The sequence below is a fragment of the Providencia sp. PROV_01 genome, assembly GCF_053098325.1.
On record NZ_JBRFKD010000002.1, the window covers coordinates 1,320,107 to 1,341,164 of the forward strand.

16 protein-coding genes and 4 tRNA genes are annotated in these 21,058 nt (G+C 41.0%); 18 read left to right on the plus strand and 2 right to left on the minus strand.

Annotated elements, in window-relative coordinates; all coding sequences use genetic code 11:
- Window positions 1-30 precede the first annotated feature (30 nt).
- The 17 genes from frsA (at window position 31) to luxS (ending at window position 16,994) form a co-directional block, all read left to right on the plus strand.
- Window positions 31-1,281 (plus strand): esterase FrsA, encoded by a 1,251-nt coding sequence (gene frsA, locus ACU696_RS06625; RefSeq protein WP_004914084.1) that lies wholly within the window; start codon window positions 31-33, stop codon window positions 1,279-1,281.
- A gap of 71 nt (window positions 1,282-1,352) precedes the next feature.
- Window positions 1,353-1,754 carry a sigma factor-binding protein Crl gene (crl, locus tag ACU696_RS06630; RefSeq protein ID WP_109911974.1) on the plus strand — a complete coding sequence of 134 codons (402 nt, stop codon included), beginning with the start codon at window positions 1,353-1,355 and terminating at the stop codon, window positions 1,752-1,754.
- A 116-nt stretch (window positions 1,755-1,870) separates the two neighbouring features.
- The gene (gene proB / locus ACU696_RS06635) at window positions 1,871-2,974 is read left to right on the plus strand and encodes a glutamate 5-kinase (protein WP_117162884.1); all 1,104 of its coding nucleotides are present in this window, start codon (window positions 1,871-1,873) and stop codon (window positions 2,972-2,974) included.
- 2 nt (window positions 2,975-2,976) lie between these two features.
- Window positions 2,977-4,230: a glutamate-5-semialdehyde dehydrogenase gene (gene proA / locus ACU696_RS06640; RefSeq protein WP_109911975.1), complete on the plus strand. Its 1,254-nt coding sequence runs from the start codon at window positions 2,977-2,979 to the stop codon at window positions 4,228-4,230.
- Window positions 4,231-4,517: 287 nt separating this feature from the next.
- Window positions 4,518-5,015 (plus strand): shikimate kinase AroL, encoded by a 498-nt coding sequence (gene aroL, locus ACU696_RS06645; RefSeq protein WP_004914075.1) that lies wholly within the window; start codon window positions 4,518-4,520, stop codon window positions 5,013-5,015.
- 140 nt (window positions 5,016-5,155) lie between these two features.
- Entirely contained in the window at window positions 5,156-7,303 is a 2,148-nt protein-coding gene (gene aas, locus ACU696_RS06650; protein WP_109911976.1) for a bifunctional acyl-ACP--phospholipid O-acyltransferase/long-chain-fatty-acid--ACP ligase, read from the plus strand.
- 1 nt (window position 7,304) lies between these two features.
- On the plus strand, window positions 7,305-8,507 hold the full coding sequence (lplT, locus tag ACU696_RS06655) for a lysophospholipid transporter LplT (RefSeq protein ID WP_109911977.1): 1,203 nt from the start codon (window positions 7,305-7,307) through the stop codon (window positions 8,505-8,507).
- Window positions 8,508-8,521: 14 nt separating this feature from the next.
- Entirely contained in the window at window positions 8,522-9,025 is a 504-nt protein-coding gene (gene pncC, locus ACU696_RS06660) for a nicotinamide-nucleotide amidase (protein WP_109911978.1), read from the plus strand.
- A 104-nt stretch (window positions 9,026-9,129) separates the two neighbouring features.
- On the plus strand, window positions 9,130-10,197 hold the full coding sequence (gene recA / locus ACU696_RS06665; protein ID WP_004914068.1) for a recombinase RecA: 1,068 nt from the start codon (window positions 9,130-9,132) through the stop codon (window positions 10,195-10,197).
- Window positions 10,198-10,523: 326 nt separating this feature from the next.
- The gene (gene alaS, locus ACU696_RS06670) at window positions 10,524-13,151 is read left to right on the plus strand and encodes an alanine--tRNA ligase (protein ID WP_164528478.1); all 2,628 of its coding nucleotides are present in this window, start codon (window positions 10,524-10,526) and stop codon (window positions 13,149-13,151) included.
- A 228-nt stretch (window positions 13,152-13,379) separates the two neighbouring features.
- Window positions 13,380-13,565 (plus strand): carbon storage regulator CsrA, encoded by a 186-nt coding sequence (gene csrA, locus ACU696_RS06675; RefSeq protein WP_004264815.1) that lies wholly within the window; start codon window positions 13,380-13,382, stop codon window positions 13,563-13,565.
- 437 nt (window positions 13,566-14,002) lie between these two features.
- Window positions 14,003-14,095, plus strand: a tRNA-Ser gene (locus tag ACU696_RS06680).
- A gap of 11 nt (window positions 14,096-14,106) precedes the next feature.
- Window positions 14,107-14,183: transfer RNA gene (locus ACU696_RS06685), tRNA-Arg, on the plus strand.
- Window positions 14,184-14,322: 139 nt separating this feature from the next.
- Window positions 14,323-14,399, plus strand: a tRNA-Arg gene (locus tag ACU696_RS06690).
- 94 nt (window positions 14,400-14,493) lie between these two features.
- Window positions 14,494-14,570 (plus strand) — tRNA-Arg (locus ACU696_RS06695).
- A 195-nt stretch (window positions 14,571-14,765) separates the two neighbouring features.
- On the plus strand, window positions 14,766-16,325 hold the full coding sequence (gene gshA, locus ACU696_RS06700; protein ID WP_004914045.1) for a glutamate--cysteine ligase: 1,560 nt from the start codon (window positions 14,766-14,768) through the stop codon (window positions 16,323-16,325).
- Window positions 16,326-16,478: 153 nt separating this feature from the next.
- Window positions 16,479-16,994 (plus strand): S-ribosylhomocysteine lyase, encoded by a 516-nt coding sequence (luxS, locus tag ACU696_RS06705; protein ID WP_004914042.1) that lies wholly within the window; start codon window positions 16,479-16,481, stop codon window positions 16,992-16,994.
- A gap of 86 nt (window positions 16,995-17,080) precedes the next feature.
- Here luxS and ACU696_RS06710 read toward each other — a convergent pair whose 3' ends face one another.
- Window positions 17,081-18,367 (minus strand): CNNM domain-containing protein, encoded by a 1,287-nt coding sequence (locus ACU696_RS06710; protein ID WP_109911980.1) that lies wholly within the window; start codon window positions 18,365-18,367, stop codon window positions 17,081-17,083.
- Between the two features lie 42 nt (window positions 18,368-18,409).
- Entirely contained in the window at window positions 18,410-19,201 is a 792-nt protein-coding gene (locus ACU696_RS06715; RefSeq protein WP_004264820.1) for a cytochrome C assembly family protein, read from the minus strand.
- Between the two features lie 386 nt (window positions 19,202-19,587).
- Between ACU696_RS06715 and ffh the strand changes: the two genes are divergently transcribed.
- Window positions 19,588-20,949, plus strand: coding sequence for a signal recognition particle protein (gene ffh / locus ACU696_RS06720; RefSeq protein ID WP_096864778.1), 1,362 nt, complete (start codon window positions 19,588-19,590; stop codon window positions 20,947-20,949).
- Window positions 20,950-21,058 lie beyond the last annotated feature (109 nt).

Here is a 21,058-nt window from a genome sequence, read left to right on the forward strand (position 1 = left end):
AATTCAACTCTGATAGACAAGGAAATAGGGATGACTCAGCAAAACCTTTCAGAAAAACTTTTCAAACCTAAAGTCAGACAAGTTGAAACGTCAACATTAGTCTCTTATTCATCTCAAACAATTTCTCAAATTAAAGAACATAGTGTGTTAAGTGGGTCTCACCATGCGGGGTGGTACCGTATGATTAACCGCTTAATGTGGATTTGGCGGGGAATAGACGCCTTAGAAATTGAAGAGGTGCTAAGCCGTATTGCTATCTCAGATGCTGAGCGTAGTGATGATAATTTATTGGATACAGTCATTGGTAATCGTCGTGGAAACTGGTGTTTTGAATGGTCCCAGCAAGCCATGCATTGGCAGCAAAAAGCGTTAGAGTTTGAAAAAGGTGCAGAAGCAGGGGATGCTTGGTTGCGTTCTGCTAATTTGTACAGCATTGCAGCTTATCCTTTTATTAAAGGTGACGAGCTGGCTGACCAAGCTATTTTGTTGGCTTGTAAAGCGTATGATAGCGCAGCAAAATTTTCTCAATATCGCTTAAAGAAAATTCCATTTAAAGTTGATGGTGGAAAAGAAGTCTGTGGCTTTTTACATATTCCTTCACACGGTCAAGGGCCTTACCCGACCGTGATGATTTGCGGCATGTTAGATAGCTTACAAATTGATTTTTGCCGCTATTTCCGTGACTACCTCGAACCTCTCGGTATTGCGATGCTAACACTGGATATGCCATCTATTGGTTATTCGGTAAAACAAAAGCTTACACAGGAAACAAGCACCCTACATGAGCAAATTGTTCGCCAGATTGGGGATATCGCTTGGATTGACCACACGCGTTTTGGTATCGTGGGTATGCGTTTTGGCGCAAATATAGCATTAAGATTAGCTTATATGTGTCCAGATAAGATTAAAGCAGTCGCTGTCATAGGGCCAATTGTGCACAGTTTATTGCATGAAGAGAAATATCAGCAGGATATTCCTCGAATGGTTCTGGATGTGTTCGCCAGTCGTTTGGGTATTTATCAAGTTGATGGTTCTGCTTTACGCCATGAGTTAAGTTGTTATTCACTTAAAAATCAAGGGCTTTTAGGGCGACGCAGTAAAGTCCCAATGTTATCGGTTAGCCTCAAAGATGATATTTATAGCCCTAAAGCCGAATCTGATTTAATTCGACGCTCTTCGATGGATGCTGATACGATAATGCTACCAAGCCAGCCTGTTTTTGCTAATTTTGAAAAGGCGTTAAGTGAAACTACTAATTGGTTAAAAGCAAAAATACTTTAATTTTATTTAATAACTTGCTTATTTTTACCCATTTGTTAAAAAGGGATCTTCCCAAGAAGGAGATCCTTAACATGGCTTTACCGACTGATTACTCAAATGGAAAGTATTTAAAGAAGTTTGCTTCGATAGGACCTTATTTACGTGAAAAACAATGTTTAAATGGCTGTTATATATTTGATAGCCTCGTTGTTTGCGTGAATGCAAATATTGCCCCAGAAAAACGCGAATTTTGGGGGTGGTGGCTAAAATTGGTAGCAACTGATAAGGGCTTTGAATTTATTTATCATTTTGGCCTATACAACAGTCATGGTAGTTGGCAAGTCAAAGCACTAAAAGATGCGGCAACCATTGAAGCGACCGAGCAAAATTTAGTGTCATTTCACCAAGCCCTTGCAAAACAATTATCTGAACTTGAGTTAAGCCTCTTTCCCTCCCCGCTAATGGCAGAATTAAAACTGGAATTAAGCGCATAAATTTGTTTTAAACCAACTTTTGTTGAATTTTGCGTTATGCTTGTTGGCATAACGCGCTTCTCCTGATAAAAATGATACCTACTTTTTGGTTTATTAATCCTAATGGCAGAAAAATGATGAAAAATAGCCAGACGCTGGTAGTTAAATTAGGGACCAGTGTATTAACAGGGGGCTCGCGCCGTTTAAATCAAGCTCATATTGTTGAGCTTGTCAGGCAATGCGCGCAGCAATATGAAAAAGGGCATCGCATTATTATTGTGACTTCTGGGGCAATTGCCGCGGGTCGCGAACATTTAAATTACCCCGAACTGCCGGCTACCATAGCATCTAAACAATTGCTTGCGGCGGTCGGTCAAAGTCGTTTAATTCAGTTATGGGAACGGTTATTCTCCATTTATGGTATTCATATCGGGCAAATGTTACTGACACGAGCCGATTTAGAAGACAGAGAACGTTTCTTAAATGCACGAGATACCTTGCAAGCTCTGTTAGATAACGGAATCATTCCAGTTATTAATGAAAATGATGCCGTTGCTACCGCAGAAATTAAAGTCGGTGATAATGACAATCTATCCGCTTTGGCCGCGATTCTTGGCGATGCCGACAAACTGCTATTACTCACGGATATCGAAGGCTTATATGATGCTGACCCACGCAGTAATCCAAATGCAAAATTGATACCCGAAGTGTATGGTATCAATGATGAACTTCGTGAAATGGCGGGGGGAAGCGTTAGCGGGTTAGGAACCGGTGGAATGGCAACTAAATTACAAGCAGCAGATGTCGCGGGCCGCGCAGGAATTGATGTTATCATTGCAGCAGGCAATAAACCCGATGTTATTAATGCGGTTATTGAAAATCTTCCAGTTGGTACCCGTTTTTATGGGCAAAAAAATCCAATGGAAAATCGTAAACGTTGGATTTTCGGTGCTCCAGCCGCTGGGGATGTCTACATTGATGATGGTGCACAACTGGCAATTATGGAAAAAGGGAGTTCATTGTTGCCAAAAGGAATTAAAAAGATTGAAGGCGATTTCTCTCGAGGCGCAGTGATCCGTATTCGTAATATGGCAGGAAAAGACCTAGCTCATGGGGTCAGCCATTATAACAGTGATGCACTGAGAATGATTGCTGGGCACCATTCACAAGAAATCAACAAAATACTTGGCTATGAACACGGTTCTGTGGCTGTTCATCGTGATGATATGATAGTGAGTTAATTATGTTAGAGACAATGGGTAAGGCAGCAAGAGTTGCTTCATGGCAATTAGCTCAGTTAAGTACCAAACAAAAAAATGCAGCACTATTACAAATTGCAGATCTACTAGAACAAGATAATGCAGTTATACTTGCCGCGAATCAAAAAGACATGGCGCAGGCAAAAGCAAGCGGTATGAGTGAGGCGTTACAAGACCGATTATTATTGACGCCAGAGCGTTTAAAAAGTATTGCTGATGATGTCAGAAAAGTATGTCAATTAGCTGATCCTGTTGGGCAAATCATTGATGGAAGCCAATTGGATAGCGGTTTAAATTTACAACGTCGCCGTGTTCCATTGGGAGTTGTTGGCGTTATTTATGAAGCTCGCCCTAATGTTACCGTTGATGTGGCTTCGTTATGTTTAAAAACAGGTAATGCGGTCATTTTGCGTGGCGGGAAAGAGACGCATCATACTAACCTTGCGGTAGTGGAAGTTATTCAAAAAGCATTGGAAAATAGCGGCTTGCCAGCAGATGCAGTACAAGCTATTAATAATCCGGACCGTGAATTAGTTGCACAATTACTCAAATTAGATCGTTACATTGATATGCTAATCCCTCGTGGCGGTGCGGGGTTACATAAATTATGTCGTGAGCAATCCACGATCCCGGTAATTACCGGGGGCATTGGCGTTTGCCATACATTTGTTGATAAATCGGTGGATTTTAATAAAGCCATTGATGTGATTATTAATGCGAAAGTTCAGCGCCCAAGTGCCTGTAATTCACTTGAAACATTATTAGTTCATAAAGAGATTGCGACTGAGTTCCTACCGTTTTTAAGTGAAAAAATGGCGCAGCAACAAGTCACTCTGCATGCGAGTGAAAAAGCACTTCCATTACTAAAACAAGGCCCAGCGAAAGTTGTTGATGTAAAACCTGAAAACCTTGTCGATGAGTGGTTATCACTGGATCTTAACGTAGAAATTGTGGATGACATTGACGCAGCTATTGACCATATTCGCCAGTATGGTACTGCGCATTCTGATGCTATCTTGACAGAATCTATTCATCAAGCTGACTATTTTGTTCAATGTGTAGATTCAGCAGCGGTATATGTTAATGCAAGCACTCGCTTTACTGATGGTGGTCAGTTTGGTTTAGGTGCAGAGGTCGCAGTAAGTACGCAGAAATTACACTCACGTGGCCCTATGGGGTTAGATGCACTAACAACGTATAAATGGATCGGATATGGCGACTTTTTGAGTCGTCCATAATGAGTAAAAATGATGAGATAGCCACACTTGTGTGGCTTGAGGTTGTTGACAAAGCGAGATAAAAGCGTGGTTTTTCCCGCTTTGTGTTATCAGCCAAAAATCAATAAATTGATTTTCCTAGTTTATTTTCAAAACCTATTAGATTGCTGCCAAACATAATATGTTTGGCAGCAATCTATCGCCACACTTGTGTGGCTTTCTTTTTTTATTTGTCAAATTAAGCAATTTATCATAAGTAAATTTGTAATCAGTATTGCTTAGTATTCATGATGATGGGATGAAATTTAATGTTTTACATTATCGGTCCAAGAGGTTCGGGTAAAACCACAATTGGTAAAAAATTTGCAGAATCTAAAGGCTATCAATTTGTTGATACAGATAAATTGGTTTTAGAAAAAGCGGGAAAAAGTATCGCTGAAATTGTTGAACAGCACGGTTGGGATTACTTTCGTCAGCTAGAAACTGACGTCCTTAAGTCGATTAAGCAAAATAATATGATTGTTTCTACTGGCGGAGGCCTGGTTCTCGCAGAAGAAAATCAGCAAATTATGCGTAATAACGGCACTGTTATTTATTTAAATACCCATCCTGAAGTTTTAGCAAAACGCCTTGCAGCAGAGCCACAAGCGGATCAACGACCAAGTTTGACCGGGAAATCTTTAATTGAAGAAATTGAAGAAGTGATGCAACAAAGGGAACCTATCTACCGTGCGACTGCTCACCATATTATTGATGCTGCGCAGCCTGTCGACGATATCATCGCACAACTTAATGATTTAACTTAAACTAATGACTAATAAGCCTGCGGTGTTTTCGGAATATACTAATTAGAGCAAAGGGAGTAGCTCAGTAAGATAGATGTCACTAAAGGTATAGTTGTATCACACTAATATATAAAAATATAATCATAGTATAGGGACTCATTATGTTGGCAAAGATAGTCAAAACAGTACTTAAATTTTTGTTTCGCGTGCAAGTTATTGGTGATGCGAAAGAGTTTAATCAAGATAAATGTTTGATTACACCTAATCATGTTTCTTTCCTTGATGGTGTATTAATCGCACTTTTCTTACCTGTTAAACCTGTATTTGCTGTTTATTCAACATTTGCCACACCAAAAATGGTGAAGCGCCTTAAGCCCTATGCAGATATTGTCCCTCTTGATCCTGCCAACCCTCTAGGTATTCGTCATCTAGTTAAAGAGGTAGAAAAAGGGCGCCCGATAGTTATTTTTCCAGAAGGCCGAATTTCAGTTCATGGCTCTTTAATGAAAATATACGAAGGAGCGGCTTTTGTGGCCGCAAAGTCTGGAGCAAAAGTTGTTCCTATTCGTATAGAAGGGGCTCAATATAGCCATTTTGGGCGTCTGAAAGGCATTTTTCCATTAAAATGGTTTCCGAAGATCACATTGCATATATTGCCGGCACAAGCTATCCCAATGCCTGAAGCACCTAAGGCTGTAGAGCGTCGAGCTCTGGCTGGTGAACACCTGTACCAAATCATGAAATCTGCTCGTATGTCTTGTTTACCACAAGTCACATTAGTTGAAGAATTTATTCAAAGTGTTCAGTTTTTTGGGCGCCGTACGCCTTGTATCGAGGACATCGCATTTAAAGAAGACTCATATCAATCCCTATTGAAAAAAACCTTAGGGGTTGGTCGTATTATTGAACGCTATACACATGAAAATGAAAGAGTTGGCCTATTATTGCCAAATGCGACAGTCACCGCGGCTGCAATTTTCGGTGCTTTAATGAGAGGCCGAGTACCTGCTATGCTCAATTACACAGCGGGCAGTCACGGTATTAGTAACGCGTTAAAAGCCTCTGCGGCGAAAGTAGTCTTTACTTCGCGCCAATTTTTGGAAAAAGGCAACTTAACGCATATTCCAGAACAAGTGCCAGAAGCAAGTTGGATTTATCTTGAAGATTTAAAAGATACGGTAACATGGCAAGATAAATTATGGATTATTAAACACTTATTCAACCCTAAAAAAGCCATTCTTCCTCGTAAACCGTCTGATGAAGCCGTTGTTTTATTCACATCTGGTTCTGAAGGTACACCAAAAGGTGTTGTTCACAGCCATGCTAGCTTGATGGCAAACGTAGAACAAATAAAAACGATCGCTGATTTCACCCCACGTGACCGTTTTATGTCGTCACTGCCGTTATTTCACGCATTTGGTTTGACGGTTGGTTTATTTATCCCTCTATTTTCAGGAAGCCGAGTTTTCCTTTATCCAAGCCCATTGCATTACCGAGTCATTCCTGAATTAGTCTATGACAAAAACTGCACCGTATTATTCGGAACATCAACCTTTTTAGGTAACTACGCACGGTTTGCTCATCAGTATGATTTCGCACGTTTACGTTATGTGGTTGCCGGTGCAGAAAAATTATCGGATAAAACGAAAAAAATCTGGTTTGATAAATTTGGCATCCGAATTCTTGAAGGTTATGGGGTCACTGAATGTGCACCAATTGTATCAATCAATGTCCCTATGGCCGCGAAAGAAGGCTCTGTTGGGCAAATTTTACCTGAAATGGAAGCGCGAATTATTCCAATTTCTGGAATTGAACAGGGTGGTAAATTACAGCTTAAAGGCCCAAATATTATGAAAGGGTATTTGCGCGTTGAAGCCCCTGGCGTCCTTGAAACACCGCAAGCTGAAAATGCACAAGGTGAAATAGAGGAAGGTTGGTACGACACTGGTGATATCGTTGAATTAGACCATAAAAATTTCTGTACTATAAAAGGCCGTGTTAAACGTTTTGCTAAACTTGCAGGAGAAATGGTTTCCCTCGAAAGTATCGAGCAAATGGTGGCATCTATTTCTCCCAATGCAAATCACGGTGTGGTTACAAAGCCAGATAGCAGTAAAGGTGAAGCACTTGTTTTGTTCACAACAGATAAAGAATTAGACCGTAGCGCATTATCCAGTGCAGCCAAAAGTAAAGGATTAACCGAGTTAGCGGTTCCACGCGATATTCGTTTTGTTAAAGAGTTGCCAGTGCTAGGTAGTGGTAAAACGGATTTTGTTACATTAAAGCAAATGGCATTAAAGGATGAATAATATGCAAGAAAGCACTTCCAATTCACCGCTAATGAGCCGAGGTATGAAAGCAGTACTGGCTTCACAGTTCCTCTCTGCATTTGCGGATAATGCATTATTATTTGCCATATTAGCCCAGCTCAAAGCCGAATTTTACCCCGAGTGGAGTCACCCTATCTTGCAAATGGTGTTTGTTTTTACTTACATCATTTTAGCGCCATTTGTTGGGCAAATCGCGGATAGGTTTTCAAAAGGCCGAGTGATGTTGTTTTCTAACATCTTTAAATTTATTGGAGCACTAGGGATTTGTTTTGGCCTAAACCCATTCCTTTGCTATGGGTTAGTGGGGATCGGTGCAGCATCCTATTCACCGGCTAAATACGGTATTCTCGGTGAACTCACTGGCGGCGATAACCTTGTTAAGGCCAATGGTGTGATGGAGGCTTCAACAATTGCAGCCATTTTAGTGGGGTCAGTTGTCGGAGGAATGCTGTCCGATATTAACTTAATCTTAGCGTTAGGTACATGTGCTGCACTGTATGCGTTAGCCGTTATTGCGAATTTTTTCATCCCACACTTAGTTGCGGCGAGGCCTGGAAAAGGTTGGGATCTTAAGCTGTTGATGGCGTCTTTTTTCAGTGCTTGCCGTGTGCTATGGGCGAATCAAGAGAGTCGTTTTTCACTAGTCGGAACTAGCTTGTTCTGGGGGGCCGGGGTAACGTTGCGTTTTCTGCTCGTTGCATGGGTGCCTGTAGCGTTGGGGTTACAAGACAACACCACACCAACCATTCTAAATGCGATGGTTGCGGTGGGGATAGTCGCAGGTGCGGGGCTTGCTGCCAAATTTATTACCTTAAAAACGGTTTATCGATGCATCCCTGCGGGAGTTATTATAGGTGTGATGGTAGTGTTACTTTCCTTGCAAACTAACATTATTCCATCCTATTTTATTTTAATTATTCTTGGGATTTTTGGCGGTTTATTTGTCGTTCCATTGAATGCATTATTACAAGAAAAAGGGAAAGAAACCGTTGGCGCAGGGAATGCGATCGCCGTACAAAATTTAGGTGAAAATAGTGCAATGCTGATTATGTTAGGCTTGTACTCACTGGCAATTAAAGCAGGTTTATCCGTTGTGAATGCGGGTATTGGTTTTGGTGCTGTATTTGCAATTGCGATTGCGGGTTTATGGGTTTGGGATCGTGCTCGTAAAAAAATGGCATAAAGGTAGATAGCATCATGATAGATGAGAAACGGCTTGAAACACTGAGTATTCAGATTGGACTGAAACTGAAAGAACAGGGTAAAACAGTCACAACCGCTGAGTCTTGTACCGGGGGCTGGGTTGCGAAGGTTTTAACCGATATCTCGGGTAGCTCAGATTACTTTCAGCGCGGTTTTGTGACATACAGTAATGAAGCAAAGCATCAAATGATTGGTGTTAAGAGCGAGTCTTTACAACGGTATGGTGCTGTAAGCCAACAAGTTGTTACAGAAATGGCGGAAGGCGCTTTGCAAGAAGCCAGTGCAGATTTCGCTGTTTCAGTTAGTGGAATAGCAGGCCCTGGGGGCGGTAGTATAGAAAAACCTGTTGGTACGGTATGGTTTGGTTTTGCGCAAAAACAGGCAGACCAAACGGTATTTGTCACAACACAACATAGAGTGTTTCAAGGAAACCGAAACGAAGTTCGTTTTCAATCAACAGTTTATATACTTGAAACACTTTTAAAGCAGTTAAATTAAAAATTTCCTTGATACTGTATGATTATACAGTATAATCAGTTTCAACAAACCGAATTCAATCGTTTTATTTGCAGTGGTCAAATCATTGCACTTAGGGAGTAAACATGGCTATTGATGAAAACAAACAAAAAGCACTTGCAGCAGCATTAGGCCAAATTGAAAAACAATTTGGTAAAGGTTCCATTATGCGTCTTGGTGAAGACCGCTCTATGGATGTTGAAACTATCTCAACAGGCTCCTTATCCCTTGATGTTGCATTGGGTGCTGGTGGCTTGCCACTAGGTCGTATTGTTGAAATCTACGGCCCTGAATCCTCAGGTAAAACAACACTAACCCTGCAAGTTATTGCAGCAGCACAACGTAGCGGTAAAACGTGTGCTTTCATCGATGCTGAACACGCTTTAGACCCTATCTATGCTAAAAAATTAGGCGTCGATATTGATAACTTACTGTGCTCTCAACCTGATACCGGTGAACAAGCGCTAGAAATTTGTGATGCATTAACTCGCTCAGGTGCGGTTGATGTAATCATCGTTGACTCCGTTGCTGCGTTAACACCAAAAGCAGAAATTGAAGGTGAAATTGGTGATTCACATATGGGCTTAGCTGCTCGTATGATGAGCCAAGCAATGCGTAAGTTAGCGGGTAACTTAAAAACATCTAATACCCTACTGATCTTTATCAACCAAATTCGTATGAAGATTGGTGTTATGTTTGGTAACCCAGAAACAACAACGGGTGGTAATGCATTAAAATTTTATGCATCTGTTCGTTTAGATATCCGTCGTATTGGTGCAGTGAAAAATGGCGAGGAAATCGTCGGTAGTGAAACTCGCGTTAAAGTGGTAAAAAACAAAGTTGCAGCGCCATTTAAACAAGCTGAATTCCAAATTTTGTATGGTGAAGGTATTAATACCTTCGGCGAGTTAATTGATTTGGGTGTAAAACACAAATTAATTGAAAAAGCAGGGGCTTGGTATAGCTATAACGGCGATAAAATTGGCCAAGGTAAAGCTAATTCAACAAATTATTTAAAAGAGCACCCTGAAGTCGCTCAAGAAATTGATACCAAACTGCGTGAAATGTTATTAAACCACACTGGTGAATTTAGCAGTGCGGCAACAGACTTTATCAATGATTCTGATGAAGAAGAAACACCAGAAGAATTTTAATATCAATCTAGTTTATTGATTAGTAAGTAAATTATAGGCGCTCCGCTGATGTGGTTGCGCCTGTTTTGTTTTAAACCTATTACATTAATAGTTTATTGAACAGTTTTTCTGTGGAAAAATACGCCAGTGCAAGGTATAAACATACTTTCAGAAAATATCTAGACGCTTTACAATGAAAGCTGCGAATGGATGTATCTATATTTTACTTCTGCACAAAGAGACTTTATCTTATCAGTCACTTTTTAATCGGAGAGTTGATTAGAGGTGATGTTACATTCCATCTCAACAATTCGTAATTCTGTTTCCAGCTTGATATCGGGATAAATATGAGTAAAAGCACCGCTGAGATCCGTCAAGCGTTTCTCGACTTTTTTCATACAAAAGGTCATCAAGTGGTCTCTAGTAGTTCACTAGTGCCAAATAATGACCCTACACTATTGTTCACAAACGCAGGGATGAACCAGTTCAAAGATGTATTTCTTGGTCTGGATAAAAGAGCATATTCCCGAGCGACAACCGCGCAGCGCTGTGTGCGCGCGGGTGGTAAACATAACGACTTAGAAAATGTGGGCTATACCGCTCGCCACCATACATTTTTTGAAATGTTAGGCAATTTTAGCTTTGGCGATTACTTTAAGCATGACGCAATCCGTTTTGCTTGGGAATTATTGACTAGCGAAGAATGGTTTAACTTACCAAAAGAAAGGCTGTGGGTGACCGTTTACGCAACTGATGATGAAGCCTATGACATTTGGAACAAAGAAATTGGTGTTCCAGTTGAGCGTATTATTCGTATCGGTGATAACAAGGGCGCGCCATATGCGTCAGATAACTTCTGGCAGATGGGTGATACAGGTCCTTGTGGCCCATGTACTGAGATTTTCTATGATCACGGTGACCACATATGGGGTGGGCCTCCAGGAAGCCCAGAAGAAGACGGTGATCGCTATATTGAAATTTGGAACTTGGTCTTCATGCAATTTAACCGTCAATCTGACGGGACAATGGAGCCTCTGCCAAAACCTTCAGTCGATACAGGAATGGGCTTAGAGCGTATTTCTGCAGTATTGCAGCACGTTAATTCAAACTATGAAATTGATATTTTCCGCGATCTCATCGCTGCTGCTGCTAAAGCAACAGGTGCGACAGATTTAGAAAATAAATCATTACGTGTTATTGCTGACCATATTCGTTCTTGTGCATTCCTTGTAAGTGATGGTGTTATTCCATCAAATGAAGGCCGTGGTTATGTTCTGCGTCGCATTATCCGTCGTGCTGTTCGTCACGGTTATATGCTTGGTGCGAAAGATACCTTCTTCTATAAATTAGTGGCGCCACTGATTAACGTCATGGGGTCCGCGGCTGATGAACTTGGACGCCAGCAAGCAATGGTCGAAAAAGTTCTCAAGACCGAAGAAGAACAATTTGCTCGTACTTTAGAACGTGGTCTTCAATTATTAGATGAAGAGCTTGCCTCACTGAAAGGGGATACTCTGGACGGTGAAGCCGCATTCCGCTTATATGACACCTATGGCTTCCCAATCGATTTAACGGCAGATGTTTGCCGTGAACGCAATATTAAAGTCGACGAAGAAGGTTTTGAGCGAGCGATGGAGGACCAACGTCGTCGTGCGCGCGAATCCAGTGGTTTTGGGGCAGATTATAACTCTTTAATTAAAGTTGATAAGCGCAGTGAATTCTCCGGTTATCAATATGATGAGCAACAAGCTACTATTACTGCATTATATAAAGATGGCCAGCCTGTAGATAGCTTGAATGCTGGTGAAGAAGGCCTAGTTATACTAGACAAAACAGCATTTTACGCAGAGTCTGGTGGGCAAGTCGGTGATACTGGTTATTTAAATAATGATAGTGCGAGCTTTAAAGTTACTGACACGCAAAAATATGGTCAAGCGATTGGGCATATTGGTAAGGTTGAAGCGGGATCACTCGTTGTTAATCATAGAATTACCGCTTTCGTGGATAGTGCTAGACGTGATGCGATCCGTTTAAATCACTCAGCAACGCACTTACTGCATGCGGCACTACGCCAAGTATTAGGTGACCATGTTTCTCAAAAGGGGTCATTGGTTAATGATAAATACTTGCGTTTTGACTTCTCTCATTTTGAGGCGATGACACAAGACCAACTACGCCAAGTAGAAGATATTGTGAATGCGCAAATCCGTAAAAACTCAGAAATTGAAACCGAACTAATGGATTTAGAAGGTGCAAAAGCAAAAGGCGCTATGGCATTATTTGGTGAAAAATATGAAGAGCGTGTACGTGTTCTGAGTATGGGTGATTTTTCTATCGAATTATGTGGTGGTACCCATGCGCGTCGTACCGGAGATATTGGTTTATTCCGTATTCTGAGTGAATCGGGTACGGCTGCAGGTGTTCGTCGTATTGAAGCGACGACAGGCACTACAGCAATTGAAAGTATTCACAATCAATCAGAGCAACTTTCGGCAATTGCGCACTTGGTTAAAGGTGATATGAATAGCCTTGTCGAGAAAGTGAAAGCGGCATTAGAAAAATCTCGCCAGCTCGAAAAAGAAATTGTGCAACTAAAAGATCAACAAGCATCTCAAGAAAGTGCTTCACTAAGCAGCAAAGCGAAAGACGTGAAAGGCGTCAAATTATTAGTGACTCAATTAGGAGATACTGATCCTAAGTTGTTGAGAACTATGGTTGATGACCTTAAAAATCAGTTGAAATCAGCGATTATCGTGCTTTCAACAACAAGTGGTGATAAAGTCAGTATGATTGTTGGGGTGACTAATGATTTAACTGCTAAAATTAAAGCAGGTGACTTGATTTCCCACATTGCAGGTCAAGTTGGTGGTAAAGGTGGTGGCCGCCCAGACATGGCTCAAGCAGGAGGTACTGACGTTAACGCATTACCTACTGCTATGGCGAGTGTCGAAGAATGGGTTGAAGCACGCCTGTAAGCACTTACAAAGTTGCCTCATTAAAAGATGAGGCAACTTTAATCTGTTGCGGCATTGTTAATGTATCGTTTGTAGTGCTATATTTTGCTTGTAAATAATTAGAATGCTTGTATTGATGGCATCAATGCTTTAGGTGAATGTCATTGCTTTACGTTTTCACGGTGTGTGATGGACAATAGCGGGGGATACCTAGAGACCCGACTCTTTTAATATTTCAAGGAGCAAAGAATGCTTATTCTGACTCGTCGAGTTGGTGAAACACTCATGATAGGCGATGAGGTAACAGTTACTGTATTGGGTGTCAAAGGCAACCAAGTTCGTATTGGTGTTAATGCGCCAAAAGAAGTTTCTGTTCACCGTGAAGAAATTTATCAACGGATCCAGGCTGAAAAGACTCAACCAGATAATCAATAATAATGAATAAGCGTCCAATGATTGACCACACAGCAAGAATGGGCGCTTGTCTTACTCGTATTATATTCTAAAAATATCCTTTCATTTTTATACTTCTCTAGCATCAAACTCACATTATTGTTTAGTTTTCGGTTCTCATGTACTGAAATTTTGTTTCCTTTTGTTTGAAATATAGGCTAATCAATCCTGTGAACATATTTTTATTCATTTGTAGAATAATTTTTTTCCAGTATTTTTGTTTATAAAGTTAGTGTCATAGGGGCTGAAATATATCTTTTCCGGTGTTAAACTAATCATCTTGCTTGTGAAATGTGCAAACAGACACCGGAATGCAAAAAGTTTGGAAAAATTGTTTGACTTCTAAGTCTAGGAAAGTAATATGTGCGCCACACAGCAACGAGATGTTTGAAAAAACAAATCGTGTGTAACTAAAATATGGTGAGGTGGCCGAGAGGCTGAAGGCGCTCCCCTGCTAAGGGAGTATGCGGTCAAAAGCTGCATCGAGGGTTCGAATCCCTCCCTCACCGCCATTTTAGATTATGCATCCGTAGCTCAGCTGGATAGAGTACTCGGCTACGAACCGAGCGGTCGGAGGTTCGAATCCTCCCGGATGCACCATCTTTAACCCTATGAGAAGATCTGATGGGGTTTTGTTTTGGTTTTAGCAGCCAAACAAAGCATTAACTAAGAAGTTGATTTATAGAAGTAGAAGTTGATAAAGAAGTTTGAGAGAGCAGCACTCCTTTGCATTAAGTATGCATCCGTAGCTCAGCTGGATAGAGTACTCGGCTACGAACCGAGCGGTCGGAGGTTCGAATCCTCCCGGATGCACCATCTCTTAGCTAATAACTTAGCATATCAATAATACCTTTTAATTTAACTCAGATAAGTTATTGAGAATATATCGATTCAAAATCGAATGAATTTTGCATCCGTAGCTCAGCTGGATAGAGTACTCGGCTACGAACCGAGCGGTCGGAGGTTCGAATCCTCCCGGATGCACCATCATTAAGAAACTCCTCATTTGAGGAGTTTTTTTTGCCTAAAATTACCATTCATAAAATTAACTAAATCGCATTTTCCATGCATCTTTGATTTATTCCCTCATAAACCACACATCTAGACAGCGACAATTTATGTGATTTAAGCTAAAGTAATTGCCTTAATAAAATAAATTAACATCACAGGCGGGAGGTCGACTTGATCCCGGACGTATCGAAAGCGCTCTCATGGTTAGAGGCGCACCCAGAAACACTAAATGGTATTCAACGTGGTATAGAGCGTGAAACATTGCGTGTAACCCCAACAGGCGCAATTGCAGAGACCTTGCATCCAGAAGGGCTGGGAAAAGCTTTAACACATAAATGGATCACGACAGATTTTGCGGAGTCCCTACTCGAATTTATTACTCCTGTAGATAAAAGCATTAGCCATAATTTGGCTTTCTTGCGAGATTTACACCGCTATACAGCTCGTCACCTTCAAGATGAAAGAATGTGGCCGTTGAGTATGCCGTGCTTTATTGAAAGTGAAGATAAAATCACTCTTGCGCAATATGGCTCTTCTAATGTGGGGCAGTTTAAAACGCTGTACCGTGAAGGCCTTAAAAATCGTTATGGTGCTTTGATGCAAACGATAGCAGGCGTGCATTATAACTTCTCTTTGCCGATTGAATTTTGGCGAGCATGGGCAGGTATTGAAGATGAAGAAAGCGGTAAAGAAAAAATTTCTGAAGGCTATTTACGTCTGATTAGAAATTACTACCGCTTTGGTTGGGTTATTCCTTATCTATTTGGCGCCTCTCCGGCGATTTGCGGCTCTTTTTTGAAAGATAGGGAGACGTCGCTGTCATTTGATAAAACGGACTGTGGTACGTATTACTTGCCTTATGCGACATCTCTACGTATGAGTGACTTAGGTTATACAAATAAATCACAAAGTGATTTAAATATCACATTCAATAAATTGGATGAATACGTAGAAAACCTGAAAAAAGCTATCCATAAGCCTTCAGCTGAATTTGAAAAACTGGGTGTCAAAAAAGACGGCAAATATATTCAACTAAATACCAATGTGCTACAAATTGAAAATGAGCTCTACGCCCCAATACGCCCGAAACGCGTTCCTAAAGGCAATGAATCACCTTCCGATGCATTATTGCGCGGTGGTATTGAGTACATTGAAGTCCGTTCACTTGATATCAATCCATTTAGTGCAATAGGCGTTAATGAAACTCAAGCTCGTTTTGTTGATCTATTCTTAATATGGTGTGTACTCGCTGATGCGCCTGAAATGAATGCACAAGAATTAGACTGTTGCCGTCAAAACTGGAATCGTGTCATCCTTGAAGGTCGTAAGCCAGGTCAAGTTATTGGTTTCGGTTGTGGTAGTGAAGTTAAGCCGTTAGTTGAAGTTGGACAGCAATTATTTAATGACTTGATCCGCGTGGCTGAAGTGTTAGACACTTGTTGCGATGCAAAATATCAAGAAGTTTGTCACCAATTTGTCGCTATGTTTAAAGACCCAACTCTCACATATTCAGCGCTCGTTATGGATGAAATGTTAGAGAAAGGCATTGGTGGCTACGGGTTAGAATTAGCTGAAAAATATTTTGAACAGTTAGTGAATGAACCGTATGAAGTGATAACTGAAGAGCAATTTGAGCAAGCACGATTGGCTTCAATAGAGAAGCAAGCGAAGATGGAACAAAGTGAGAGCGAAAGCTTTGAGGACTATCTACGCATTCATGCAGGACGCTAAAAGAAATGGCCACTCTAGGTGGCCAAATAAAAAATCTCTTAGAGAATTAGGGATGATAACAAATTGCGCGTCTTTCAATAATTCAGACTCTGCATTTTCAAAATAGTTTCATTTATTTTAGAAAATATTTTTTATTTTTGAGGAGGTCACAAAATGCCATTATTAGATAGCTTTACTGTCGATCATACTCGCATGTCAGCGCCTGCTGTACGTGTGGCAAAGACCATGAAAACACCAAGTGGTGATACCATCACGGTTTTTGATTTGCGTTTTACTGTACCAAATGAAGAAGCCATGACAGAAAAAGGGACGCATACTTTAGAGCACCTCTTTGCAGGCTTTATGCGTGATCACCTCAATGGTAATGGTGTTGAAATTATTGATATTTCACCAATGGGGTGCCGTACTGGTTTTTATATGAGCCTTATTGGTCAGCCCGATGAACTGCGTGTTGCTAATGCATGGAAGGCAGCAATGGAAGATGTTTTGCAGGTGAAAGACCAAAACAAAATTCCTGAATTGAATGTCTATCAGTGCGGCACATATAAAATGCACTCACTGGAAGAAGCTCAGCAAATTGCACGTAATGTTCTTGCATCTGAAATTGGTATCAATAAGAACGATGAGTTAGCATTACCTGCTGAGAAACTTGAACAGCTACACGTTTAGTTTTTATCAAATATTCTTTATGCAAAGAGCCAATTAAGGCTCTTTTTATTTTTATAGCAGAATTTAATGGCAAGTTTATGAAGAAATCAAAGGTCGGGGACTTGAGAACTAAAAGTAAGAGGTGTGATCCTGACCTGCTTAACGATATTTTCATTCATCGCTAATACTTCGATAAGGTAATGTCCTACCACGATTTGCTCTTCAAGTTGTGGAATATCACCGATGACTTCCAAAACCATGCCATTAACCGTCCTAGGACCATCTACAGGGAGATTCCAATCAAAAGCCTTATTCAGCTCACGAATATTAGCAGAACCGTCCACAAGAACGCTCCCATCGCTCTGTGGCAAAACTTCTTCAGCTAAGGATGGTGACATAGAGGTGGTGAAATCACCAACTATCTCTTCTAAGATATCTTCTACAGTGATAAGACCTTGAATCTCGCCATATTCATCAACGATAATCCCGAGTTTTTCTTTATTGTGCTGGAAGTTAACTAACTGAACATTTAACGGTGTACTGTTAGGAATAAAATAAATGTTATCTGCAGCTTTAATGAGATTTTGCTTATTAAATTCACGTTTTTCCATCATGAGACGGTACGCTTCGCGGACGCGTAAAATGCCAATAGAGTCATCAAGTGAATCGCGATAAAGCACAATACGGCCATGAGGGGAGTGCGTAAGCTGCCGAATAATTGATTTCCAGTCATCATTGACATCAATACCAACAATCTCATTCCTGGGTAGCATAATATCGCCAACTGTGACTTTGTCTAAGTCTAAAATGGAAATCAGCATGTCTTGATTTCGGCGGCTAATTTTATGCTTTGATTCGTTAACAATGGTGCGTAGCTCTTCCTTATTAACCGCATCAGTTCGTGCGGTTAGTGATTTCACCCCAATGCAACGTAACAGTAGTGCTGAAATAGTATTAAATGCCCAAACAATAGGCATCATAACTACTTGTAATGGTTTTAAGAGATAGCTACTTGGAAATGCAATTTTTTCAGGGTACAGCGCTGCCAGTGTTTTTGGCATAACTTCGGCAAAAATGAGTATCACAAAAGTTAGGATCCCGGTTGCCATCGCTACACCCGCGTTACCATATAGTCGCATACCGATAATAGTGGCTAATGCGGAAGCAACTATGTTGATTAAGTTGTTACCGATAAGGACTAGGCTTAACAGCTTGTCAGGATGTTTAAGCAGTTTCTCAACACGTATCGCTGAGCGATTACCTTGTTTTGCTAAATGTTTTAACCGATAACGGTTTAGCGTCATCATCCCAGTTTCTGATGCAGAAAAATAGGCTGACATAAAAATTAAAACAATCAATATGATGATTAGCGTACTCGTGGACACATCATCCAAAACAAGTTTCCTTATGTGGTGAAAGTAGTGACTTTATTTGCGTCAAAATACCATGAACTCCTGTATTAGACGATTACCAAAAAAAGCCATAGTTAAGATGATTGAACCGCCAACATGGAAAAATAGAACGCGCTTACCTCGCCATCCTCCATGGAAATGCCCCCAAAGTAGAGTGATATAAACAAACCAGGCGATAACGGATAACACTGATTTATGAATATTTTCTTTATCAAAAATATTATCCATATAAATAAAGCCAGTGCATAAGGTCAGAGTTAGCAAAATGACACCAACTTGAGTGATATGGAACATTTTACGTTCAATCACCATCATCGGTGGCATATCGGGACTAAATTTTAAGGTTTTGTTTTTTAGTTGATGGTCGATTAAAGCCACTTGTAATGCATATAAAGCCGCAATAAGAAGTGTTGCATAGCTCAACAAAGCGAGGCCAATGTGAACAAACAGGGGGACGCGAGCTTCGAGATGCGTAATAAACTCACCAGGCATTAGCGTTGACAGCATCAAGTTAATGATGGCAAAACTATAGACTATGGGCGTTAAGTACCAAGCCTTTCCCCAGTAAGCGACAACAGTCATAATCACACACATGAGTAAGCTCACTGTTGAGCCTAAATTCAACAGAGTGAGGTTTTGTCCTTCGGCTTCACTGAAAATCAAGAATTTCAATGTAATAGCGTGAGTTACTAACGCAACAACGGCAAGAAAAAGCGCGAGATGGCGGTAAAACGGCTGTTTACGCACTTGGCCGGGGACGATCAGTAACAGACTGACCATGTATGTACAAACTGCTATGACTGCAAATACGGGCATAGTATAGTGTCGTTAATCATTTTTAGTGGAAAGTTATTTCATAGTATAACTTGTACGAGTGCAGGCTCCAACTATTGGACGGGCCAATCGCAATATATTCATTGCGGATAGCACTTCATGTGCCTACGGGGTTGGTTCGTATTATTAAATTCAAGCCATAATAACCTGTATCATCCGTTTCAAACAGGGGGCAGCGAAAAAACTGCGGGCATGTTACAATGGGGCATTATTTTGCCGCGATTATTTTTAGTGTTGGTTTTCCTTCCTCATTGTGAAGGCATTGATGCTTATAATTCAAGTTGTTAGATAACACGCACTTGAAATTATCTGTATTAGCAACCAGATCAGGCTGACATCGGCCCATCAACAGAATTGAGCTAAGACATATGTTTGATAATTTAACTGACAGACTATCGCGCACGTTGCGCAATATCAGTGGGCGTGGGCGTCTAACTGATGAAAATATTAAAGAAACACTACGCGAAGTTCGCATGGCCTTGCTGGAAGCTGACGTTGCTTTGCCAGTAGTCCGTGAATTCATTCAAAAAGTTAAAGAAAATGCGGTTGGGCAAGATGTCAATAAAAGTCTAACACCAGGCCAAGAGTTCATCAAAATAGTTCAAAATGAACTGACTCGCGCGATGGGGGACGAAAACCACCAACTTAATTTATCCGCACAACCTCCTGCGGTCGTTTTAATGGCGGGTTTGCAAGGTGCGGGTAAAACAACCAGCGTTGCAAAATTAGGTAAGCTTTTAAAAGAAAAACAAAAGAAAAAAGTATTAGTTGTCTCTGCTGACGTTTATCGCCCCGCGGCGATTAAACAATTAGAGACGTTAGCTGAAAGTGTTGGAATTGATTTTTTCCCTTCGGAAGTACAAGAAAAACCCGCTGCTATTGTTCAAAAAGCATTAAAACACGCACAATTGCAATTCTACGATGTGCTGTTAGTAGATACCGCGGGTCGCTTGCACGTCGACGAAGCGATGATGGAAGAAATCCAAGAAGTTCACCGCATTATTAAGCCAGTTGAAACCTTATTCGTCGTCGATGCGATGACAGGACAGGATGCGGCAAACACAGCGAAAGCGTTTAATGAAGCCTTGCCACTGACTGGGGTTGTGTTGACCAAGGTCGATGGTGATGCGCGAGGCGGTGCGGCGCTTTCTATTCGCGCAATTACAGGCAAACCCATTAAATTTCTAGGGGTTGGTGAAAAAACTGACGCCTTAGAACCATTCCATCCAGAGCGCGTCGCGTCGCGTATTCTCGGTATGGGTGATGTAATTTCTCTGATTGAAGAGATTGAGCATAAAGTTGACCGCGATGAAGCTGAAAAGCTGGCTAAAAAACTTAAAACAGGGGATAGCTTTGATTTAAATGACTTTTTAAGTCAATTAAAGCAAATGCGTAATATGGGCGGTATGGCGAGCATGATGAGCAAAATGCCCGGGATGTCTCAGTTACCGGATGCCGTTAAGTCCCAAATGGATGATAAAATCACCGTTCGTATGGAAGCGATGATTAATTCCATGACACGTAAAGAACGTGAAAAACCTGAAATTATTAAAGGTTCGCGAAAACGTCGTATTGCGGCAGGTTCGGGAACTACCGTGCAAGAAGTTAACCGCCTCTTAAAACAATTTGATGACATGCAACGCATGATGAAGAAAATGAAAAAAGGTGGTCTAGCCAAGATGATGCGCGGTATGAAGGGTATGATGCCTCCGGGTTTTCCGGGGCGTTAAGCAATAAAGCCTCAAAGAAAACGCACTTTTGATTGATTTTTGCGTCAAAGTGAGTAAACTTTTCGGGCTTTTTATATGACAGCCGGACTCTATCCCTCGATGGAGTCTG

Coding starts and splice junctions, on each gene's coding strand:
- frsA (WP_004914084.1), top strand. CDS start 31: ATGACTCAGCAAAACCTTTCAGAAAAACTTTTCAAACCTAAAGTCAGA.
- crl (WP_109911974.1), top strand. CDS start 1,353: ATGGCTTTACCGACTGATTACTCAAATGGAAAGTATTTAAAGAAGTTT.
- proB (WP_117162884.1), top strand. CDS start 1,871: ATGAAAAATAGCCAGACGCTGGTAGTTAAATTAGGGACCAGTGTATTA.
- proA (WP_109911975.1), top strand. CDS start 2,977: ATGTTAGAGACAATGGGTAAGGCAGCAAGAGTTGCTTCATGGCAATTA.
- aroL (WP_004914075.1), top strand. CDS start 4,518: ATGTTTTACATTATCGGTCCAAGAGGTTCGGGTAAAACCACAATTGGT.
- aas (WP_109911976.1), top strand. CDS start 5,156: ATGTTGGCAAAGATAGTCAAAACAGTACTTAAATTTTTGTTTCGCGTG.
- lplT (WP_109911977.1), top strand. CDS start 7,305: ATGCAAGAAAGCACTTCCAATTCACCGCTAATGAGCCGAGGTATGAAA.
- pncC (WP_109911978.1), top strand. CDS start 8,522: ATGATAGATGAGAAACGGCTTGAAACACTGAGTATTCAGATTGGACTG.
- recA (WP_004914068.1), top strand. CDS start 9,130: ATGGCTATTGATGAAAACAAACAAAAAGCACTTGCAGCAGCATTAGGC.
- alaS (WP_164528478.1), top strand. CDS start 10,524: ATGAGTAAAAGCACCGCTGAGATCCGTCAAGCGTTTCTCGACTTTTTT.
- csrA (WP_004264815.1), top strand. CDS start 13,380: ATGCTTATTCTGACTCGTCGAGTTGGTGAAACACTCATGATAGGCGAT.
- luxS (WP_004914042.1), top strand. CDS start 16,479: ATGCCATTATTAGATAGCTTTACTGTCGATCATACTCGCATGTCAGCG.
- ACU696_RS06715 (WP_004264820.1), bottom strand. CDS start 19,201: ATGCCCGTATTTGCAGTCATAGCAGTTTGTACATACATGGTCAGTCTG.
- ffh (WP_096864778.1), top strand. CDS start 19,588: ATGTTTGATAATTTAACTGACAGACTATCGCGCACGTTGCGCAATATC.